Annotated in this window: 13 protein-coding genes; 10 read left to right on the plus strand and 3 right to left on the minus strand. The window is 63.4% G+C overall.

Going from position 1 to position 13,250, the window contains the following annotated elements:
- Positions 1-203 precede the first annotated feature (203 nt).
- From LB529_RS18995 to LB529_RS19005, 3 genes are all read left to right on the plus strand, one after another.
- A complete protein-coding gene (locus tag LB529_RS18995; RefSeq protein ID WP_095765903.1) occupies positions 204-935 on the plus strand; it encodes a LuxR family transcriptional regulator in 732 nt (243 codons plus the stop codon).
- Positions 936-1,033: 98 nt separating this feature from the next.
- A complete protein-coding gene (locus LB529_RS19000) occupies positions 1,034-1,672 on the plus strand; it encodes an acyl-homoserine-lactone synthase (protein ID WP_224602839.1) in 639 nt (212 codons plus the stop codon).
- 11 nt (positions 1,673-1,683) lie between these two features.
- A complete protein-coding gene (locus LB529_RS19005) occupies positions 1,684-2,433 on the plus strand; it encodes an enoyl-CoA hydratase-related protein (protein ID WP_224711965.1) in 750 nt (249 codons plus the stop codon).
- Positions 2,434-2,552: 119 nt separating this feature from the next.
- Here the strand turns inward: LB529_RS19005 and ppk2 are convergent, their stop codons facing one another.
- On the minus strand, positions 2,553-3,458 hold the full coding sequence (gene ppk2, locus LB529_RS19010) for a polyphosphate kinase 2 (protein ID WP_224711966.1): 906 nt from the start codon (positions 3,456-3,458) through the stop codon (positions 2,553-2,555).
- A gap of 185 nt (positions 3,459-3,643) precedes the next feature.
- On the opposite strand from ppk2, the gene LB529_RS19015 reads away from it, so the two are divergent.
- The 3 genes from LB529_RS19015 to LB529_RS19025 all read left to right on the plus strand — a co-directional run bounded on the left by LB529_RS19015 (position 3,644) and on the right by LB529_RS19025 (position 6,832).
- The gene (locus LB529_RS19015; RefSeq protein WP_224512975.1) at positions 3,644-4,909 is read left to right on the plus strand and encodes an ATP-binding protein; all 1,266 of its coding nucleotides are present in this window, start codon (positions 3,644-3,646) and stop codon (positions 4,907-4,909) included.
- A gap of 108 nt (positions 4,910-5,017) precedes the next feature.
- On the plus strand, positions 5,018-5,740 hold the full coding sequence (gene phoU / locus LB529_RS19020) for a phosphate signaling complex protein PhoU (RefSeq protein ID WP_095765899.1): 723 nt from the start codon (positions 5,018-5,020) through the stop codon (positions 5,738-5,740).
- 87 nt (positions 5,741-5,827) lie between these two features.
- Positions 5,828-6,832 (plus strand): magnesium and cobalt transport protein CorA, encoded by a 1,005-nt coding sequence (locus LB529_RS19025; protein WP_224639660.1) that lies wholly within the window; start codon positions 5,828-5,830, stop codon positions 6,830-6,832.
- Positions 6,833-6,959: 127 nt separating this feature from the next.
- On the opposite strand, the gene LB529_RS19030 is transcribed toward LB529_RS19025, so the two are convergent.
- Positions 6,960-7,478, minus strand: coding sequence for a GcrA family cell cycle regulator (locus LB529_RS19030; protein WP_095765897.1), 519 nt, complete (start codon positions 7,476-7,478; stop codon positions 6,960-6,962).
- Positions 7,479-7,835: 357 nt separating this feature from the next.
- Here LB529_RS19030 and LB529_RS19035 point away from each other — a divergent pair, with 357 nt between their 5' ends.
- From LB529_RS19035 to LB529_RS19045, 3 genes are all read left to right on the plus strand, one after another.
- Positions 7,836-9,035, plus strand: coding sequence for an aspartate aminotransferase family protein (locus LB529_RS19035; protein WP_224711967.1), 1,200 nt, complete (start codon positions 7,836-7,838; stop codon positions 9,033-9,035).
- A 16-nt stretch (positions 9,036-9,051) separates the two neighbouring features.
- Positions 9,052-9,963, plus strand: coding sequence for an ornithine carbamoyltransferase (gene argF, locus LB529_RS19040; RefSeq protein ID WP_140845699.1), 912 nt, complete (start codon positions 9,052-9,054; stop codon positions 9,961-9,963).
- Between the two features lie 124 nt (positions 9,964-10,087).
- Complete coding sequence (locus tag LB529_RS19045) at positions 10,088-11,116, plus strand: Hsp33 family molecular chaperone (protein ID WP_095765894.1); 1,029 nt, start codon at positions 10,088-10,090, stop codon at positions 11,114-11,116.
- A 202-nt stretch (positions 11,117-11,318) separates the two neighbouring features.
- On the opposite strand, the gene apaG is transcribed toward LB529_RS19045, so the two are convergent.
- Positions 11,319-11,711 carry a Co2+/Mg2+ efflux protein ApaG gene (apaG, locus tag LB529_RS19050; RefSeq protein WP_095765893.1) on the minus strand — a complete coding sequence of 131 codons (393 nt, stop codon included), beginning with the start codon at positions 11,709-11,711 and terminating at the stop codon, positions 11,319-11,321.
- A gap of 344 nt (positions 11,712-12,055) precedes the next feature.
- Here apaG and LB529_RS19055 point away from each other — a divergent pair, with 344 nt between their 5' ends.
- Entirely contained in the window at positions 12,056-13,201 is a 1,146-nt protein-coding gene (locus LB529_RS19055) for a ceramide glucosyltransferase (protein ID WP_224711968.1), read from the plus strand.
- Positions 13,202-13,250 lie beyond the last annotated feature (49 nt).

Consider the following 13,250-nt stretch of genomic DNA (forward strand, 5'->3'; position numbering starts at 1 on the left):
GGGGGCAGGCACAACGGTTTTTGATTTCAAGCCGCCAAATTCAGCGTATGCTTTAGCACGTGTGCAAGTGACCTTGCGTGCCTGAAGGGGGAAGCTGCCGGTTTTGCTGAGGAGATTGCGACGCGGGGGTTGATGACGAAGGGGGGTTCGGGCATCTACCGTCGGTAATGAAAAAGCAGAAGCAACATGGGGTAGATGTTGCGATGGGCCTGTTCGACAGAACGCTGGAATACATAGACCAGTTGCAGCATGCTGGCACCGCGGCCGCGGTCTGCGAGAGGCTGCTCGGCATCACCTCGAGCTTCGGCCTGACCGCACTGATGGCGGGAACCGTGCCGCAGCCGGGCACGCCGCGCGGCCGGCAGAAACAGCATGTGATGCTTTGCGATTGGCCCGGCGAATGGCTGGAGCGCTATGTGGCGCGCAACTATGTCGACCACGACCCGGTCGTCAGCCACATGAAGCAGCTTCAGGCGCCGTTCCAATGGCGGGACGCTTCCAAGAACGCCCTGATCGACAAGAACAGCGACGAAGTCATGGGCGACGCGCGCGAGTTCAAGCTGCGCGACGGCCTGGCGTTCCCGCTGGTCACGCTCGACGGCCAGATCGTCATGGTCTCGCTGGGCGGCGAATCCGTTGAATTGTCGGATGCGGAATTCGGAATGGTATCGCTCGCGTCGACGTATGCGATCGGCCGTGCCATGCAACTGCACACCAAGGCCGACAGCGTCATCGATCACATAGAATTGACGGCGCGTGAGCGGGAGTGCCTGCAATGGGCCGCCGTCGGCAAGTCCGAATGGGAGATCTCGCAAATCCTCGGCATCTCGGAACACACTTCCGAGAAACACCTTCTTAACGCCAAGAGCAAACTTGGGGCAGCCAACCGGGTACAGGCGGTCGCGGAGGCGATTAGGCGCGGTTATATTAGCTAGGTCGGCCGTGCCGACCTGGAAATTCTTGCCTGCGCCTTCGCGCAATATTTTAAGGGACATCACGGCCGTATCTTCCTCTTAAGCCCAGGAGACGGCTAATGCTCTTTGCCCTTACCACTCAGGAACTGATGGAACGCCCCGACCTTTGGGAGGCGGTCCATCGCTTGCGCTACAAGATCTTCGTCGAGGAGATGGGTTGGACCGATCTCGACCGTCCGGACCAGCTCGAGATCGACCAGTTCGATCATGACGAGGCCGAACACCACCTCGTCATCCGCAACGGCGAACTGGCTGGTTACCAGCGCATGCTGCCGACCACACGGCCGCATCTTCTGACGGATGTTCTGTCGGATCTCTGCGAAGGACCGTCCCCTTCGGGGCCGAATGTCTGGGAACTGACCCGCTACGCGGTGGCTCCGGGTTTTCGCGACGGCAAACGCGGCGTCTCGACAGTCGGCACCGAGCTGATCGCCGGCTTCGTCGAATGGGGCCTGAAGCGCAACGTCAACCAGGTCATCATCGAGTTCGAGCCGATGTGGGTGCTGCGCGCCCTGCAACTGCACTTCCTGGCGACGCCGCTCGGTTACCAGCGCACCTATGGCAACCAGCAGGTCGTGGCGACGCTGCTCACCTTCACCGAGCATACGCTCGAGGTCGTGCGGGCCCGCCGCAACCACCACCTGCCGGTGCTGAACCGGGGCTATCCCGGTCTGCTCGGCCTCAAGCAGGCTTCGTGATGGAGGCGGTCATGAGTTTCCATCCCGAACCGGAACTGCGCGGCCATATGCTGGTCGTCACCGTGTCCTCGCATGACGGCCGGCCGGTGCTCGACAGGCACGCCTATGCGAGCCTTGCCAGGACCTTGCGCGATGCGGCGGTCAACGACGAGGTCCGCGTCGTCATGCTGCGCGGCCTTGCCGGATGCTTCTGCCTTGGCGGCGACTTCTCGGAGTTCCTCGACGCCACCAAGCACCGAGAACTGATCGCCGCCGTCACCGACATGTTCCGCATGTTGGCGACCTTCCCCAAGCCGGTCCTTGCCTGCGTCGACGGCGATGCCGTCGGCGTCGGCTGCACCATCCTGTTCCATTGCGACATGGTGATCGCTTCCAGGGGCAGCACCTTCAGGGTGCCGTTCGTCGATTTTGGCCTGGTGCCGGACGCGGCGACCAGCATTCTGGCGCCCCAGAAGCTCGGCTATGCCGGCGCCTTCCGTTTCTTCTGCTTGGGCGATACGCTGGGCGTCGAAGACGCCAAGGCGCTTGGCCTGGTCGGCGAGATCGTGACGCAAGGCAGCGCCGAGGAAGCAACGCTGGCGAGGGCGAAACAGCTGGCCAAGAAGCCTGTTGCGGCATTGCTGCAGACGCGCAGCCTCCTCAAGGGAGATACGGACGTGTTGTGCGACCGCATCGACCACGAGATCACGCTGTTCCAGCAGGCGCTTCAGGATGACACCACGCTGAAGCGGCTGCAGCGGATTGCTCGCCTGGCCGCTTGAGCGCCCGGCATGAAACCTCAGCGCCGCGCGAGCCGAAAGGCGCGCGGCGCTGTAACTCGTCCGGAACCGCGTTACCCCGCGGGTAGGGCAGGCCAGCGGTTCCAGACGAAGAACAACAACTAGTCTTTAAGGAATTCCGGCCCCTCGCCGATGATCTTCTTGTCGGGCTTGCCGACGGCGTCGAGGTCCCTTCCGTCATAGGGCAGGGAAAGCAGGATACGCTGGATCACCGCAAGCCGGGCGCGTCGCTTGTCATTGGCCCGCACGACGACCCAGGGCGAGAACTCCTTATGTGTGCGCTCGATCATCTGGTCGCGCGCTCTGGTGTAGTCGTCCCACTTGCCGACGCCGGCGATGTCGATCGGCGAGAACTTCCAGTTCTTCAGCGGCGACCAGCGGCGGTCATGGAACCGTTCGAGCTGCGTTTCGCGGCCGATATTCAGCCAGAATTTGAAGAAATGGATGCCTTCGTTGCAGATCATCCGCTCGAAATGCGGCGTCTCGTCCAGGAATTTCTCGTGCTGCTCCGGCGTGCAGAACCCCATGACCGGCTCGACGCCGGCGCGGTTGTACCAGGAGCGGTCGAAGGTGACGAACTCGCCCGAGGCCGGGAAATGGTCGACATAGCGCTGGTAATACCATTGCCCCGCCTCGGTCGGCGTCGGCTTGGGCAGCGCGACGTTGCGGGCCGTGCGCGGGTTCATATATTGCCGCAGCACGAAGATCGTACCGCCCTTGCCGGCCGCGTCCCTACCCTCGAAAAGCGCCATCACCCGCTTGCCGGTGGCCTGTAGCCAGGCCTGCGCCTTGACCAGTTCGATCTGCAGCTCCTCGAGCTCCTTTTCGTAGTCGTCGCTTTTCATCTTCTTGTCGTAAGGATAGCCGCCGGCGGTAAGCTTGTTGTCCTCGATCCAGTCAGGCAGCACCGGATTGTCGATGTCGAACTCGCGCTCCTTGCCGCCGATCTTGATCTTGATCGGTGCCGTGGCCGGCACCGCTTCAGCCGTTTCCTTGGCTTTTTTCATCCGGACGAACCTTTCCAGTTTGCGGACTCATGCTATGGAGCCTGTGCAGCGCAAAGACGCTGCAGCATTTTGATCTTGCGCATGAACCTTCGCGAAAATCGATCCTGATTTCCAGGGGCCCATGCGTCAGGCCGGTCCAGCGAGCCGGCTGACCGGTCGAACGGGATGCGGGGTGGCGCGGGCCTATGGCAGAGACGGGCGCGGGACAAGACAACAAGGGGCAAGCCTTGGCCGGGCGGCTGGCGCGCAACCGCTGGCTGCTTGGCGCAGGCGTTCTCGCGGTCCTTGCCGTTTATTTTTTCGCCGGCTCATCCGCCTATGTGCTGCTGCTGGCCCTGGCCGCGCTGGCGGCCGCGGCGATGCTGCCCGCAGATGCCGAACGCCAGCCGGCCGATGCGGGGGCAGCGATCGAGGCCAGCGGGCTGCAGAGGCTCTCCGGCGAATATCTGGCCGCCGCGGTCGCCGACCCGCTGATCATCTTCGACCATTCCGCCACCATCGTTCACGCCAACGCTGCCGCCTTCGCCGCCTTTGGAGGACTGGCGCCCGGTATGTCGCTGTCGCTCAAGTTCCGCGCCCCGGAAATGCAGGCGCTGCTCGACGGCATCCTTGCCGGGGAAGTCGCTTCCGATGCGGTCGACTACACCGAAAAGCTGCCGGTGGAACGCACATATCGGGTCAGCGCGTCCACGGTCGGCCATGCCACAGGCCTTTACGTGCTGGTGTTCAAGGATCAAAGCGAGACGCGCCGCATCGACCGCATGCGGGCCGATTTCATCGCCAATGCCAGCCATGAGCTGCGCACGCCGCTTGCCTCGATCGCCGGCTTCATCGAGACGCTGCGCGGGCCGGCCCGCAACGATCCGGCGGCGCGCGACCAGTTCCTGCAGATCATGCAGAACCAGACCGGCCGGATGGCCCGCCTGATCGACGATCTGCTCTCGTTGTCGCGGTTGGAGATGAAACCCTATCTGGGACCGGGCACGGAAGTCGATCTTCGCCAGACGATCGACAGCGTGATCGATTCGCTGGGGCCGCTAGCCAGTGAGAACGGCGTCGTCATCGAGCGGGAGTTCGCCAACGCGCCGCTTGTCGTCCCCGGCGATCGCGACGAGTTGTTCCAGGTCTTCGAGAATCTCCTCGAGAATGCCTGCAAATACGGCCAGTCAGGCGGGCGCGTCACCGTATCGGTCGCCGGCGGCGAGGATGGCCAGCAGCCGGGCTTCGACGTCACGATAAGGGATTATGGTCCGGGCATTGCCGAAGAGCACATCCCGCGCATCACCGAGCGCTTCTACCGCGTCGATGTCGAAAACAGCCGCGCCCAGAAAGGCACCGGGCTTGGCCTTTCGATCGTCAAGCATATATTGACCCGTCATAACGCAAGATTGTCCATCAAGTCGGAAGTCGGCAAGGGCGCGGCGTTCACGGTTCATTTGCCGGCTCGCTGATCGTATATCGGTTACCAACCGGGATTTTCTTCTTTCTGTCATGCGGTTCACGTATCAGCGACGGATTGAGGGAACGCACCAGCCGGCACAAGCCGGGAAGGCATATCCATGCAGTCCGTTCATATCGCCAGTGCCTATGATGAAGAGCTGAAATTCCTGTCGAAGCGCATCGCCGCGATGGGCGGCCATGCCGAGCGCATGGTCGAACAGGCGGTCGCGGCCCTGGTGAATGTCGACCATGGTCTCGCGCAGAAGGTCATCCAGGACGATCTCGTCCTCGACGAAGGACAGCGCGAGATCGACGACAAGGCCATCATCATCATCGCCAGGCGCCAGCCGATGGCGACGGATCTTCGCGAGATCGTCGGCGCGATCCGTATCTCGGCTGATATCGAGCGTGTCGGCGACTTGGGCAAGAACGTCGCCAAGCGGGTGGCCTCGGTGGACGGCCGCCAGCCGAATAGCCTTTTCCGCGGTATCGAGGCGCTTGCCAATCTGGCGCTGACGCAGCTCAAGGAAGTGCTCGACGTCTACGCCTCGCGTTCGGTCGAGAGGATTGGCCTCGTGCGCGACCGGGACGACCAGATCGACGCCATGTACACCTCGCTGTTCCGCGAGCTCTTGACCTACATGATGGAAGATCCGCGCAACATCACACCGTGCACGCATCTTCTGTTCTGCGCCAAGAACATCGAGCGCATCGGCGACCACGCGACCAATATCGCCGAGACGATCTATTACATCGTCACGGGCGACCAGATGCCAGCCGACCGGCCGAAAGGCGACAAGACCGACAAGGTCGTGCTTCCCGGCCCGGTGCCGGCCAAGTGAACCGCCGCCTCTCGAATGGCTTCCTGATTTAGGATAAGCTCCTCCAGGGACAGCGATTTTGTCAGTCGCAGTCTCGGGAGGTTTGCGATGGAACAAGTTCGAAACCTGACCCCGGCCCCAACGTCGGGCATCATTGCATCCAGCGTCTATTCGGGCGGCAAGCGCATCGCCGACATCGCCATCGAGCAGGCCGGCGAATGGACGGCAAAACCCGGCCATGTCGTCTGGATCGGCCTGCTCGAGCCCGATCGCAACCTGCTGCTCCGGGTGCAGGCGCAATTCCACTTGCATGATTTGGCGATCGAGGATGCCGAGCATCCGCATGCGCGCCCGAAGATCGAGCAATATGGCGACGCCCTCTTCATCGTTGCCCGCACCGCGCAATTGATCGACGGCCGTGTCACTTTCGGCGAGACGCATCTATTCGTCGGCGCCGGCTATATTGTCAGCGTCCGGCACGGCCCGTCGACCTCTTACGCCGCCGTGCGCCAGCACTGGGAGAGCTGCCCGCATTCGCTCGCCAAAGGCGAGGATTTCGTCCTCTACGCTATCCTCGACTTCATCGTCGACAACTACATGCCGGTGCTGGAGCAGATCGAGGACGAGGTCGAGGCGATCGAGGACAAGGTGCTTCTGAAGCCGATGACCGGTTCCGATATCGAGCGGCTTTACATGCTGCGCCGCGATCTGCTGCGGCTGCGCAATGCGGCGCTGCCGCTGGTCGAGGTCTGCCGTCGGCTGACCAGCGCCGACCTGCCGCAGATACATGCCGCCATGCATCCGCTGTTTCGCGACGTGACCGACCACATCCGCACCGTGCAGGAAAAGATCGACTCCCTGCGCGAGGTTCTGGCCTTCGCCTTCGAAGCCAGTCTGCTGGTCGGGCAGAGCCAGGAAACCGCAATATCCAAGAAGCTCGCCTCATGGGCCGCCATCCTGGCGGTGCCCACGGCCTTCGCCGGCATCTACGGCATGAACTTCTCCGACATGCCGGAACTGAAGATGGAATACGGCTATCCGGCCGTCCTGGTGGCGATCGCGCTCATCTGCGCGTTCCTGTACTGGCGGTTCAAGAAGAATGGATGGCTGTGAAATGGGGAGTAAGGCAGTAAGGGAGTAGGGGGCGAGTAGCGAATAGGGAGTAGCGAGTAGGGGAAATAAGTTGCCCTTTCGCGAAACTCTATCTAGTTCTATTCGCTATTCGCTATTCGCTATTCGCTCAGCGCGCCCTGCGCCGCTCGCCCGCCGGCTGGAACGCCACCCGGGAATGATACTTGCAATAGGGCCCCGTTTCGGCGGCGTCGTTGCCGCAGAAGTTGAAGTCTTCCGACAGCGGATCGCCGTTCGGCCATTTGCAGGTGCGTTCGGTCAGCTCGACGAGCTGCAGATGCCGCGAGATCGGCACGACCACGTTCTCGACCGGCCGGATATAGTGGCGCGCGACCGGCTCGGCGTCGAACTGCACCTGCAGCGCGGTGGCGCCGATGGTGGTGGTCACGTGACGCGTGGCACTCGCGGCGCGGGTCACCGATTTCTGCATCGAGGCGCCTTGCGTCGCCTTCTTCTGGCGCGCCGGAGCAGCCGTTGCGCGGCCCCGGCCCGACAGCTTCAGGCGATGCACCTTGCCGATGACGGCGTTGCGGCTCACCCCGCCGAGCTGTGCGGCGATCTGGCTGGCGCTCAGACCCTCCGACCACAATTTCCTGAGAAGTTCGACCCGCTCGTCAGTCCAGTTCATGAGACCGCGCTCCTGCTGAGGCGTACGGCAGTCAGAATCCTTTCCCGCCCCCGGCTCTCGCCGGGCAAACAACACCACATATACCGGGTGATTAGGTCCGCCGCACGAAATCTAGTTATTTCTCGACTACAAATACCTTATGCGCTGACTCGGTGACAAGAGTCCCCAGGGCAACACGATTCGGTTTTTTCGGTTTTCCCCAACTTGCCGGCCTACTTATGAGCCGGCGTGGCGTCAGGGGCTTGCCACGCGCTTCTGCGTGACGTTTTCGTTGACTTCATGGCCGAAAAACATGATAAGCCGCAAAGGCCGCCGCATTGGCGGCTTTTTTGATTTCCGGTTCCGGAGACGCATATAATGAGCGGTTCGGCGCTTTACGAGACCTTTGCCCGCGCACCCCTGGCGTTCGACCGTGGGGAGGGGACCTGGCTGGTCACCGACAAGGGCGAGCGATATCTCGACTTCGCCGGCGGCATCGCGGTGAATTCGCTGGGCCACGGCCATCCGCATCTGGTCGCGGCGCTCACCGAGCAGGCCGCCAAGCTGTGGCACGTCTCCAACCTCTATGAGATCCCGGAACAGCGCCGGCTGGGCGAGCGGCTGGCTGAGGCGACCTTTGCAGACAAGGTGTTCTTCACCAATTCCGGTGCCGAGGCACTGGAATGCGCCATCAAGACGGCCAGGCGCTATCAATTCGTCAAGGGCCATCCCGAGCGTTTTCGCATCATCACCTTCGAGGGTGCCTTTCACGGCCGCACGCTGGCGACGATCGCCGCCGGCGGCCAGTACAAATACCTCGAAGGCTTCGGCCCGAAGGTCGAGGGATTCGACCAGGTGGCTTTCGACGACATCGACGCCGCTGAGAAGGCGATCACGCCGGAGACCGCGGCGATCCTGATCGAGCCGGTGCAAGGCGAGGGCGGCATACGCCCGGTGCCGACGCAATCGCTGAAGCGGCTGCGGCAACTCTGCGACAAGCACCGCCTGCTTTTGATCTTCGACGAGGTCCAGTGCGGCATCGGTCGCACCGGCAAGCTGTTCGCGCATGAATGGTCAGGCGTCACGCCCGATCTGATGGCGATCGCCAAGGGCATCGGCGGCGGCTTTCCGATGGGTGCCTGCCTTGCCACCGACGAGGCGGCGACCGGCATGACGGCCGGCGTGCACGGCACCACCTTCGGCGGCAATCCGCTGGCGATGGCCGTCGGCAACGCCGTGCTCGACGTGGTGCTGGCCGACGGCTTCCTCGAGGACGTGCAGCGCAAGGCGCTGCTTCTGAAGCAGGGCCTTGCGGCGGTGGCCGATGAATTCCCCGACGTCATCGAGGGCATCAGGGGAACCGGCCTTATGCTCGGCCTGAAATGCGCCATGCCCAACGCCAAGGTGAACATGGCGCTGCGCGACCAGCACCTGCTTGCCGTGCCGGCGGGCGACAACGTCATCCGCCTCCTGCCGCCGCTCACCGTCACCGACGAGGAGATCGGCGAGGCGCTGGAGCGTATTCGCGGCGGCGCCAGGCGCCTGACCGACGCGATTACCGCCGAAGCCGCCAAATAATTTCTGGAACCTGCCGATGAGTGTTCGCCACTTCACCGATCTGTCCGCCGTTTCCGCGGGCGACCTGCGCATCATGCTGGATGACGCGGTGGCGCGAAAGACCAGGCTCAAGGCGGGCGAGCGTTCAAAACCGCTCGATGGCAAGGTGCTGGCCATGATCTTCGACAAGCCGTCGACGCGCACGCGCGTGTCCTTCGATGTCGGCATGCGCCAGCTCGGCGGCGAGACCATCATGTTGACCGGCACCGAGATGCAGCTCGGCCGTTCGGAGACGATCGCCGACACGGCGAAGGTGCTGTCGCGCTATGTCGACGCCATCATGATCCGCACCACCTCGCACGACCGGCTGCTGGAGCTCACCGAGAACGCCACCGTTCCGGTCATCAACGGGCTGACCGACGACACGCATCCCTGCCAGCTCATGGCCGACATCATGACCTTTGAGGAGCATCGCGGTCCGGTGTCCGGCAAGACCTTCGCCTGGACCGGCGACGGCAACAATGTGCTGCATTCGCTCCTGGAGGCCTCGGCGCGGTTTAGCTTCAACCTCAATGTTGCGGTGCCGGAAGGCAGCGAGCCTTTCGAGAAATATGTCGACTGGTCGAAAGCCAATGGCGGCAAGGTTCGGTTTTCCAGGTCCGCCGAGGAAGCCGTCGACCAGGCCGACTGCGTCGTCACCGACAGCTGGGTCTCCATGGGCCAGGAGCATCGCGCCCGCGGCCACAACGTCTTCCTGCCCTATCAGGTCAATGCGGCGCTGATGGCGAAAGCCAAGCCCGATGCATTGTTCATGCACTGCCTGCCGGCGCATCGCGGTGAGGAGGTCACTGACGAGGTGATCGACGGCCCGCATTCGGTGGTCTTCGACGAGGCCGAGAACCGGCTGCACGCCCAGAAGGCGGTGCTGGCCTGGTGTCTGGGCGCGTGAGAAGGGCTGGACCTGACCGCTTCCGGCCCGATCGGGCTCAACTTGATCTGGGGACATGTGATGCCTATTTGCGGGCCATCACGTAAATCGAACGCGCTTCGACGCATGCGGCTCATCGGGCGGCATGGCTGCGCCCCGGAGTATTGTCATGTTGGAAACCCAGACCTTGGCTGAGCATAAACCCCAACTCGGTGAATTCGGCTTCGCCGGCGACGATCATGTCGTGCCTTACGAGGTCGCGCCGCTCGATGTGCGCGGCCGCACCGTGCAGCTCGGGCCGATGCTCGACGCTATTCTGAGCCGCCACGATTACCCCGAGCCGGTCGCCCGCCTGCTGGCGGAAGCCTGCGTGCTCACCGTGCTGCTCGGCACTTCGCTGAAGTTCGAAGGGAAGTTCATTCTGCAGACCCGCACCGACGGTCCGGTCGACATGCTGGTGGCTGATTTCACCACGCCGCATGCGCTGCGCGCCTATGCGCGCTTCGATGCCGACCGGCTGCAGGCGCTGACCGCCGCCGGCGAGACCTCGCAGCAGACGCTGCTCGGCGACGGCGTCCTGGCCTTGACCATCGACCAGGGCGCGCATACGCAGCGCTACCAGGGCATCGTCCAGCTCGACGGCACCTCGCTCGAGGATGCCGCGCGCACCTATTTCCGGCAGTCGGAGCAGATCCCGACCGATATCAAGATGTCGGTCGCCAAGCTGGTCACGCCCGGCCCGGCCGGCGCGCGCGAGCAGTGGCGCGCCGGCGGCATCCTGGCGCAATTCCTGCCGCGATCGCCGGAGCGCATGCGCGTTCCCGATATTTCCGGCGGCGACGGCGATCCGCGTGACGTTGCGGACCAGCCGGCCGACAATTCCTGGCAGGAGTTGCTGGCGCTGCTCGGCACGATCGAGCCGACCGAGTTGATCGACCCGACGGTGGGCGCCGAGCGGTTGCTCTACCGGTTGTTCCACGAACACGGCGTGCGCGTTTTCCGCGGCGTCCCTGTCGCCGACCAGTGCTCCTGCTCGCGCGACAAGATCCGCGGCATTCTCGAAGGCTTTTCGGCTGAGGAGATCAAGGAATCGACCGAGGAGGGCGGCATCCATGTCGCCTGCGAGTTCTGCTCGACCCAATACGACTTCGACCCAGCTGAATTCGCGAAGTGAGCCCTCTTCCTTCTCCCCGTTCCACGGGGAGAAGGTGCCCGAAGGGCGGATGAGAGGCGGCGCCAACGTTGGCGATCATAGCGACACGCTGGCGACGCGGTCGTCCGCCTCAAGGAAAATCTCAGAAGCCCGGCGTCGCCCCTCATTGTCCTGCCGGGCATTTCTCCCCGTGAAGCGGGGAGAAAGAGGCTGTCGCCGACGGCTAATTCACCGTGCGCCTTGTCCCTGGCATGTCGAGCGAGAAAGCCGGAATGGCGATATCGAACGTCTCGCCGCGGCCGTTGCGCATCGTGTAGTGGCCGACCATGATGCCTGACGGCGTCGAGAGCGGGCAGCCCGAGGTGTACTGGTAACTGTCGCCGGGATTGAGTTCCGGCTGGTCGCCGACGACGCCGGCGCCGCGCACCTCCTCGACCCGGCCCTGACCGTCGGTGATGTGCCAGTAGCGCGACACAAGCTGCACGAACTCGTCGGAGCGGTTGTCGATCGTCACCTGATAGCCCCAGACATAGCGGTTCTCGGACGGATCGGAGCGGTCCTCCAGATAGAAGGGCCTGACCAGCACTTCGATGTTGCGCGTCACTGCGCGATACATGGGCCACTCCGGTTGCCGCCGCGGAAAATATGTCACGCTCCGCTCTTGATAGACGCAGCGCCGACCATCCTGCCAGCCTTGTAAGCGCAGGTGCCGAAAAACAATGTCATTTAAGTGACACATGACAATGTTGGTGTGCACAAATCTGCCGGGCGACTCGGACGCTCTGTAAACAGTTGAAACGGCCGCGTGCGGCCTAAAACAATTCTAGGAAAAGCGCGAGCGGTTAGGCTCGGCGCCTTCGCCGTAGCCTTCCGTCCGGAATCGCGTGAAAACAAGGAGATGGAGTGGGTCGCCGTTTGCGTGAAACGGTGAAACTCTCTGTCGGGAGTGACCAGATCTCGATGGAACTGACTATCGCAGCCGGCCTGGCTTCGTCAGCGCTTCTTTCCTTCAATCTCGCCAGCATCCTGCTCGCCTCGTCGCAGCTGAAGCAGCGGCATGTCATCGCGCCGCCCCCCGGCGCGCGGCCGCCGGTCTCCATCATCGTGCCGTCGCGTGGCGTCGAGCCGTTCACGCAGGAAACCTTGCTGCGCGCCTTCTCGCTCGATTGGCCGCGCTACGAGCTGATCTTCTGCGTCGCGCATGCCGAAGACCCGGTGGTCAAGCTGATCGATGCGGCGATCGCGCGCCACCCCAAAATTCCTGCGCGGCTGCTGATCGGCGATGATCGCGTCAGCGCCAATCCCAAGCTCAACAACTGCGTCAAGGGCTGGCAGGCGGCGCGACACGATTGGGTGATCCTCGCCGATTCCAACGTGCTGATGCCGAGAGACTATGTCCAGCACCTGATGGCGGCATGGCGGCCGGATACCGGCCTCGTCTGCTCGACGCCGATCGGCTCGCGGCCGGACGGGTTTTGGGCCGAAGTCGAATGCGCCTTCCTCAACACGCTGCAGGCGCGTTGGCAGTATGCCGGCGAGGCGCTTGGCCTTGGCTTCGCCCAGGGCAAGAGTATGCTGTGGAACAAGCCGATGCTCGATGCCAATGGCGGCATCCAGGCCTTGGCCGCCGAGATCGCCGAGGACGCGGCGGCCACCAAGCTGGTCAACGGCCTGGGGCTCAACGTCAACCTCGTCGCCTCGCCATTCGAGCAGCCGCTTGGACTGCGCAGCTTCGCCGAGATCTGGTCGCGCCAGACGCGCTGGGCGCGGCTGCGCCGGGTGACCTTTCCGCTGTTCTTCGCGCCGGAGATCCTGACTGGCGCTGCGGTGCCGCTGCTGCTGGCGCTGATTGCGGCGGCAAGCGCCGGCGTCAGCCTGCCCACGACGACCTTGGGCGTGCTGGCGATCGCCTACCTGCCGGAATGGCTGCTGGCCTTTGCAAAGGGCTGGTACCTGTCGCCACGCAGCGTCACCGCGATGATTGTGCGCGATGCCCTGCTGCCGGCCATCTGGGCGCGCGCCTGGTTCGGCGGCGCCGTCGAATGGCGCGGCAACGCCATGACCATCCGCACCAAGGCGATGACCGAGCTGGAGGAGCTCGCCTAGAGCAATTCCAGGAAAGTGTGAAAACGGTTTTCCGTCCGGAATTGCGGCT

Source organism: Mesorhizobium sp. CA5, from assembly GCF_020165105.1.
Taxonomy (GTDB): domain Bacteria; phylum Pseudomonadota; class Alphaproteobacteria; order Rhizobiales; family Rhizobiaceae; genus Mesorhizobium.

What these genes read in the sequence shown, in the direction of transcription:
- LB529_RS18995 (WP_095765903.1), top strand. Translation starts at nt 204, where the DNA reads ATGGGCCTGTTCGACAGAACGCTGGAATACATAGACCAGTTGCAGCAT.
- LB529_RS19000 (WP_224602839.1), top strand. Translation starts at nt 1,034, where the DNA reads ATGCTCTTTGCCCTTACCACTCAGGAACTGATGGAACGCCCCGACCTT.
- LB529_RS19005 (WP_224711965.1), top strand. Translation starts at nt 1,684, where the DNA reads ATGAGTTTCCATCCCGAACCGGAACTGCGCGGCCATATGCTGGTCGTC.
- ppk2 (WP_224711966.1), bottom strand. Translation starts at nt 3,458, where the DNA reads ATGAAAAAAGCCAAGGAAACGGCTGAAGCGGTGCCGGCCACGGCACCG.
- LB529_RS19015 (WP_224512975.1), top strand. Translation starts at nt 3,644, where the DNA reads ATGGCAGAGACGGGCGCGGGACAAGACAACAAGGGGCAAGCCTTGGCC.
- phoU (WP_095765899.1), top strand. Translation starts at nt 5,018, where the DNA reads ATGCAGTCCGTTCATATCGCCAGTGCCTATGATGAAGAGCTGAAATTC.
- LB529_RS19025 (WP_224639660.1), top strand. Translation starts at nt 5,828, where the DNA reads ATGGAACAAGTTCGAAACCTGACCCCGGCCCCAACGTCGGGCATCATT.
- LB529_RS19030 (WP_095765897.1), bottom strand. Translation starts at nt 7,478, where the DNA reads ATGAACTGGACTGACGAGCGGGTCGAACTTCTCAGGAAATTGTGGTCG.
- LB529_RS19035 (WP_224711967.1), top strand. Translation starts at nt 7,836, where the DNA reads ATGAGCGGTTCGGCGCTTTACGAGACCTTTGCCCGCGCACCCCTGGCG.
- argF (WP_140845699.1), top strand. Translation starts at nt 9,052, where the DNA reads ATGAGTGTTCGCCACTTCACCGATCTGTCCGCCGTTTCCGCGGGCGAC.
- LB529_RS19045 (WP_095765894.1), top strand. Translation starts at nt 10,088, where the DNA reads ATGGCTGCGCCCCGGAGTATTGTCATGTTGGAAACCCAGACCTTGGCT.
- apaG (WP_095765893.1), bottom strand. Translation starts at nt 11,711, where the DNA reads ATGTATCGCGCAGTGACGCGCAACATCGAAGTGCTGGTCAGGCCCTTC.
- LB529_RS19055 (WP_224711968.1), top strand. Translation starts at nt 12,056, where the DNA reads ATGGAACTGACTATCGCAGCCGGCCTGGCTTCGTCAGCGCTTCTTTCC.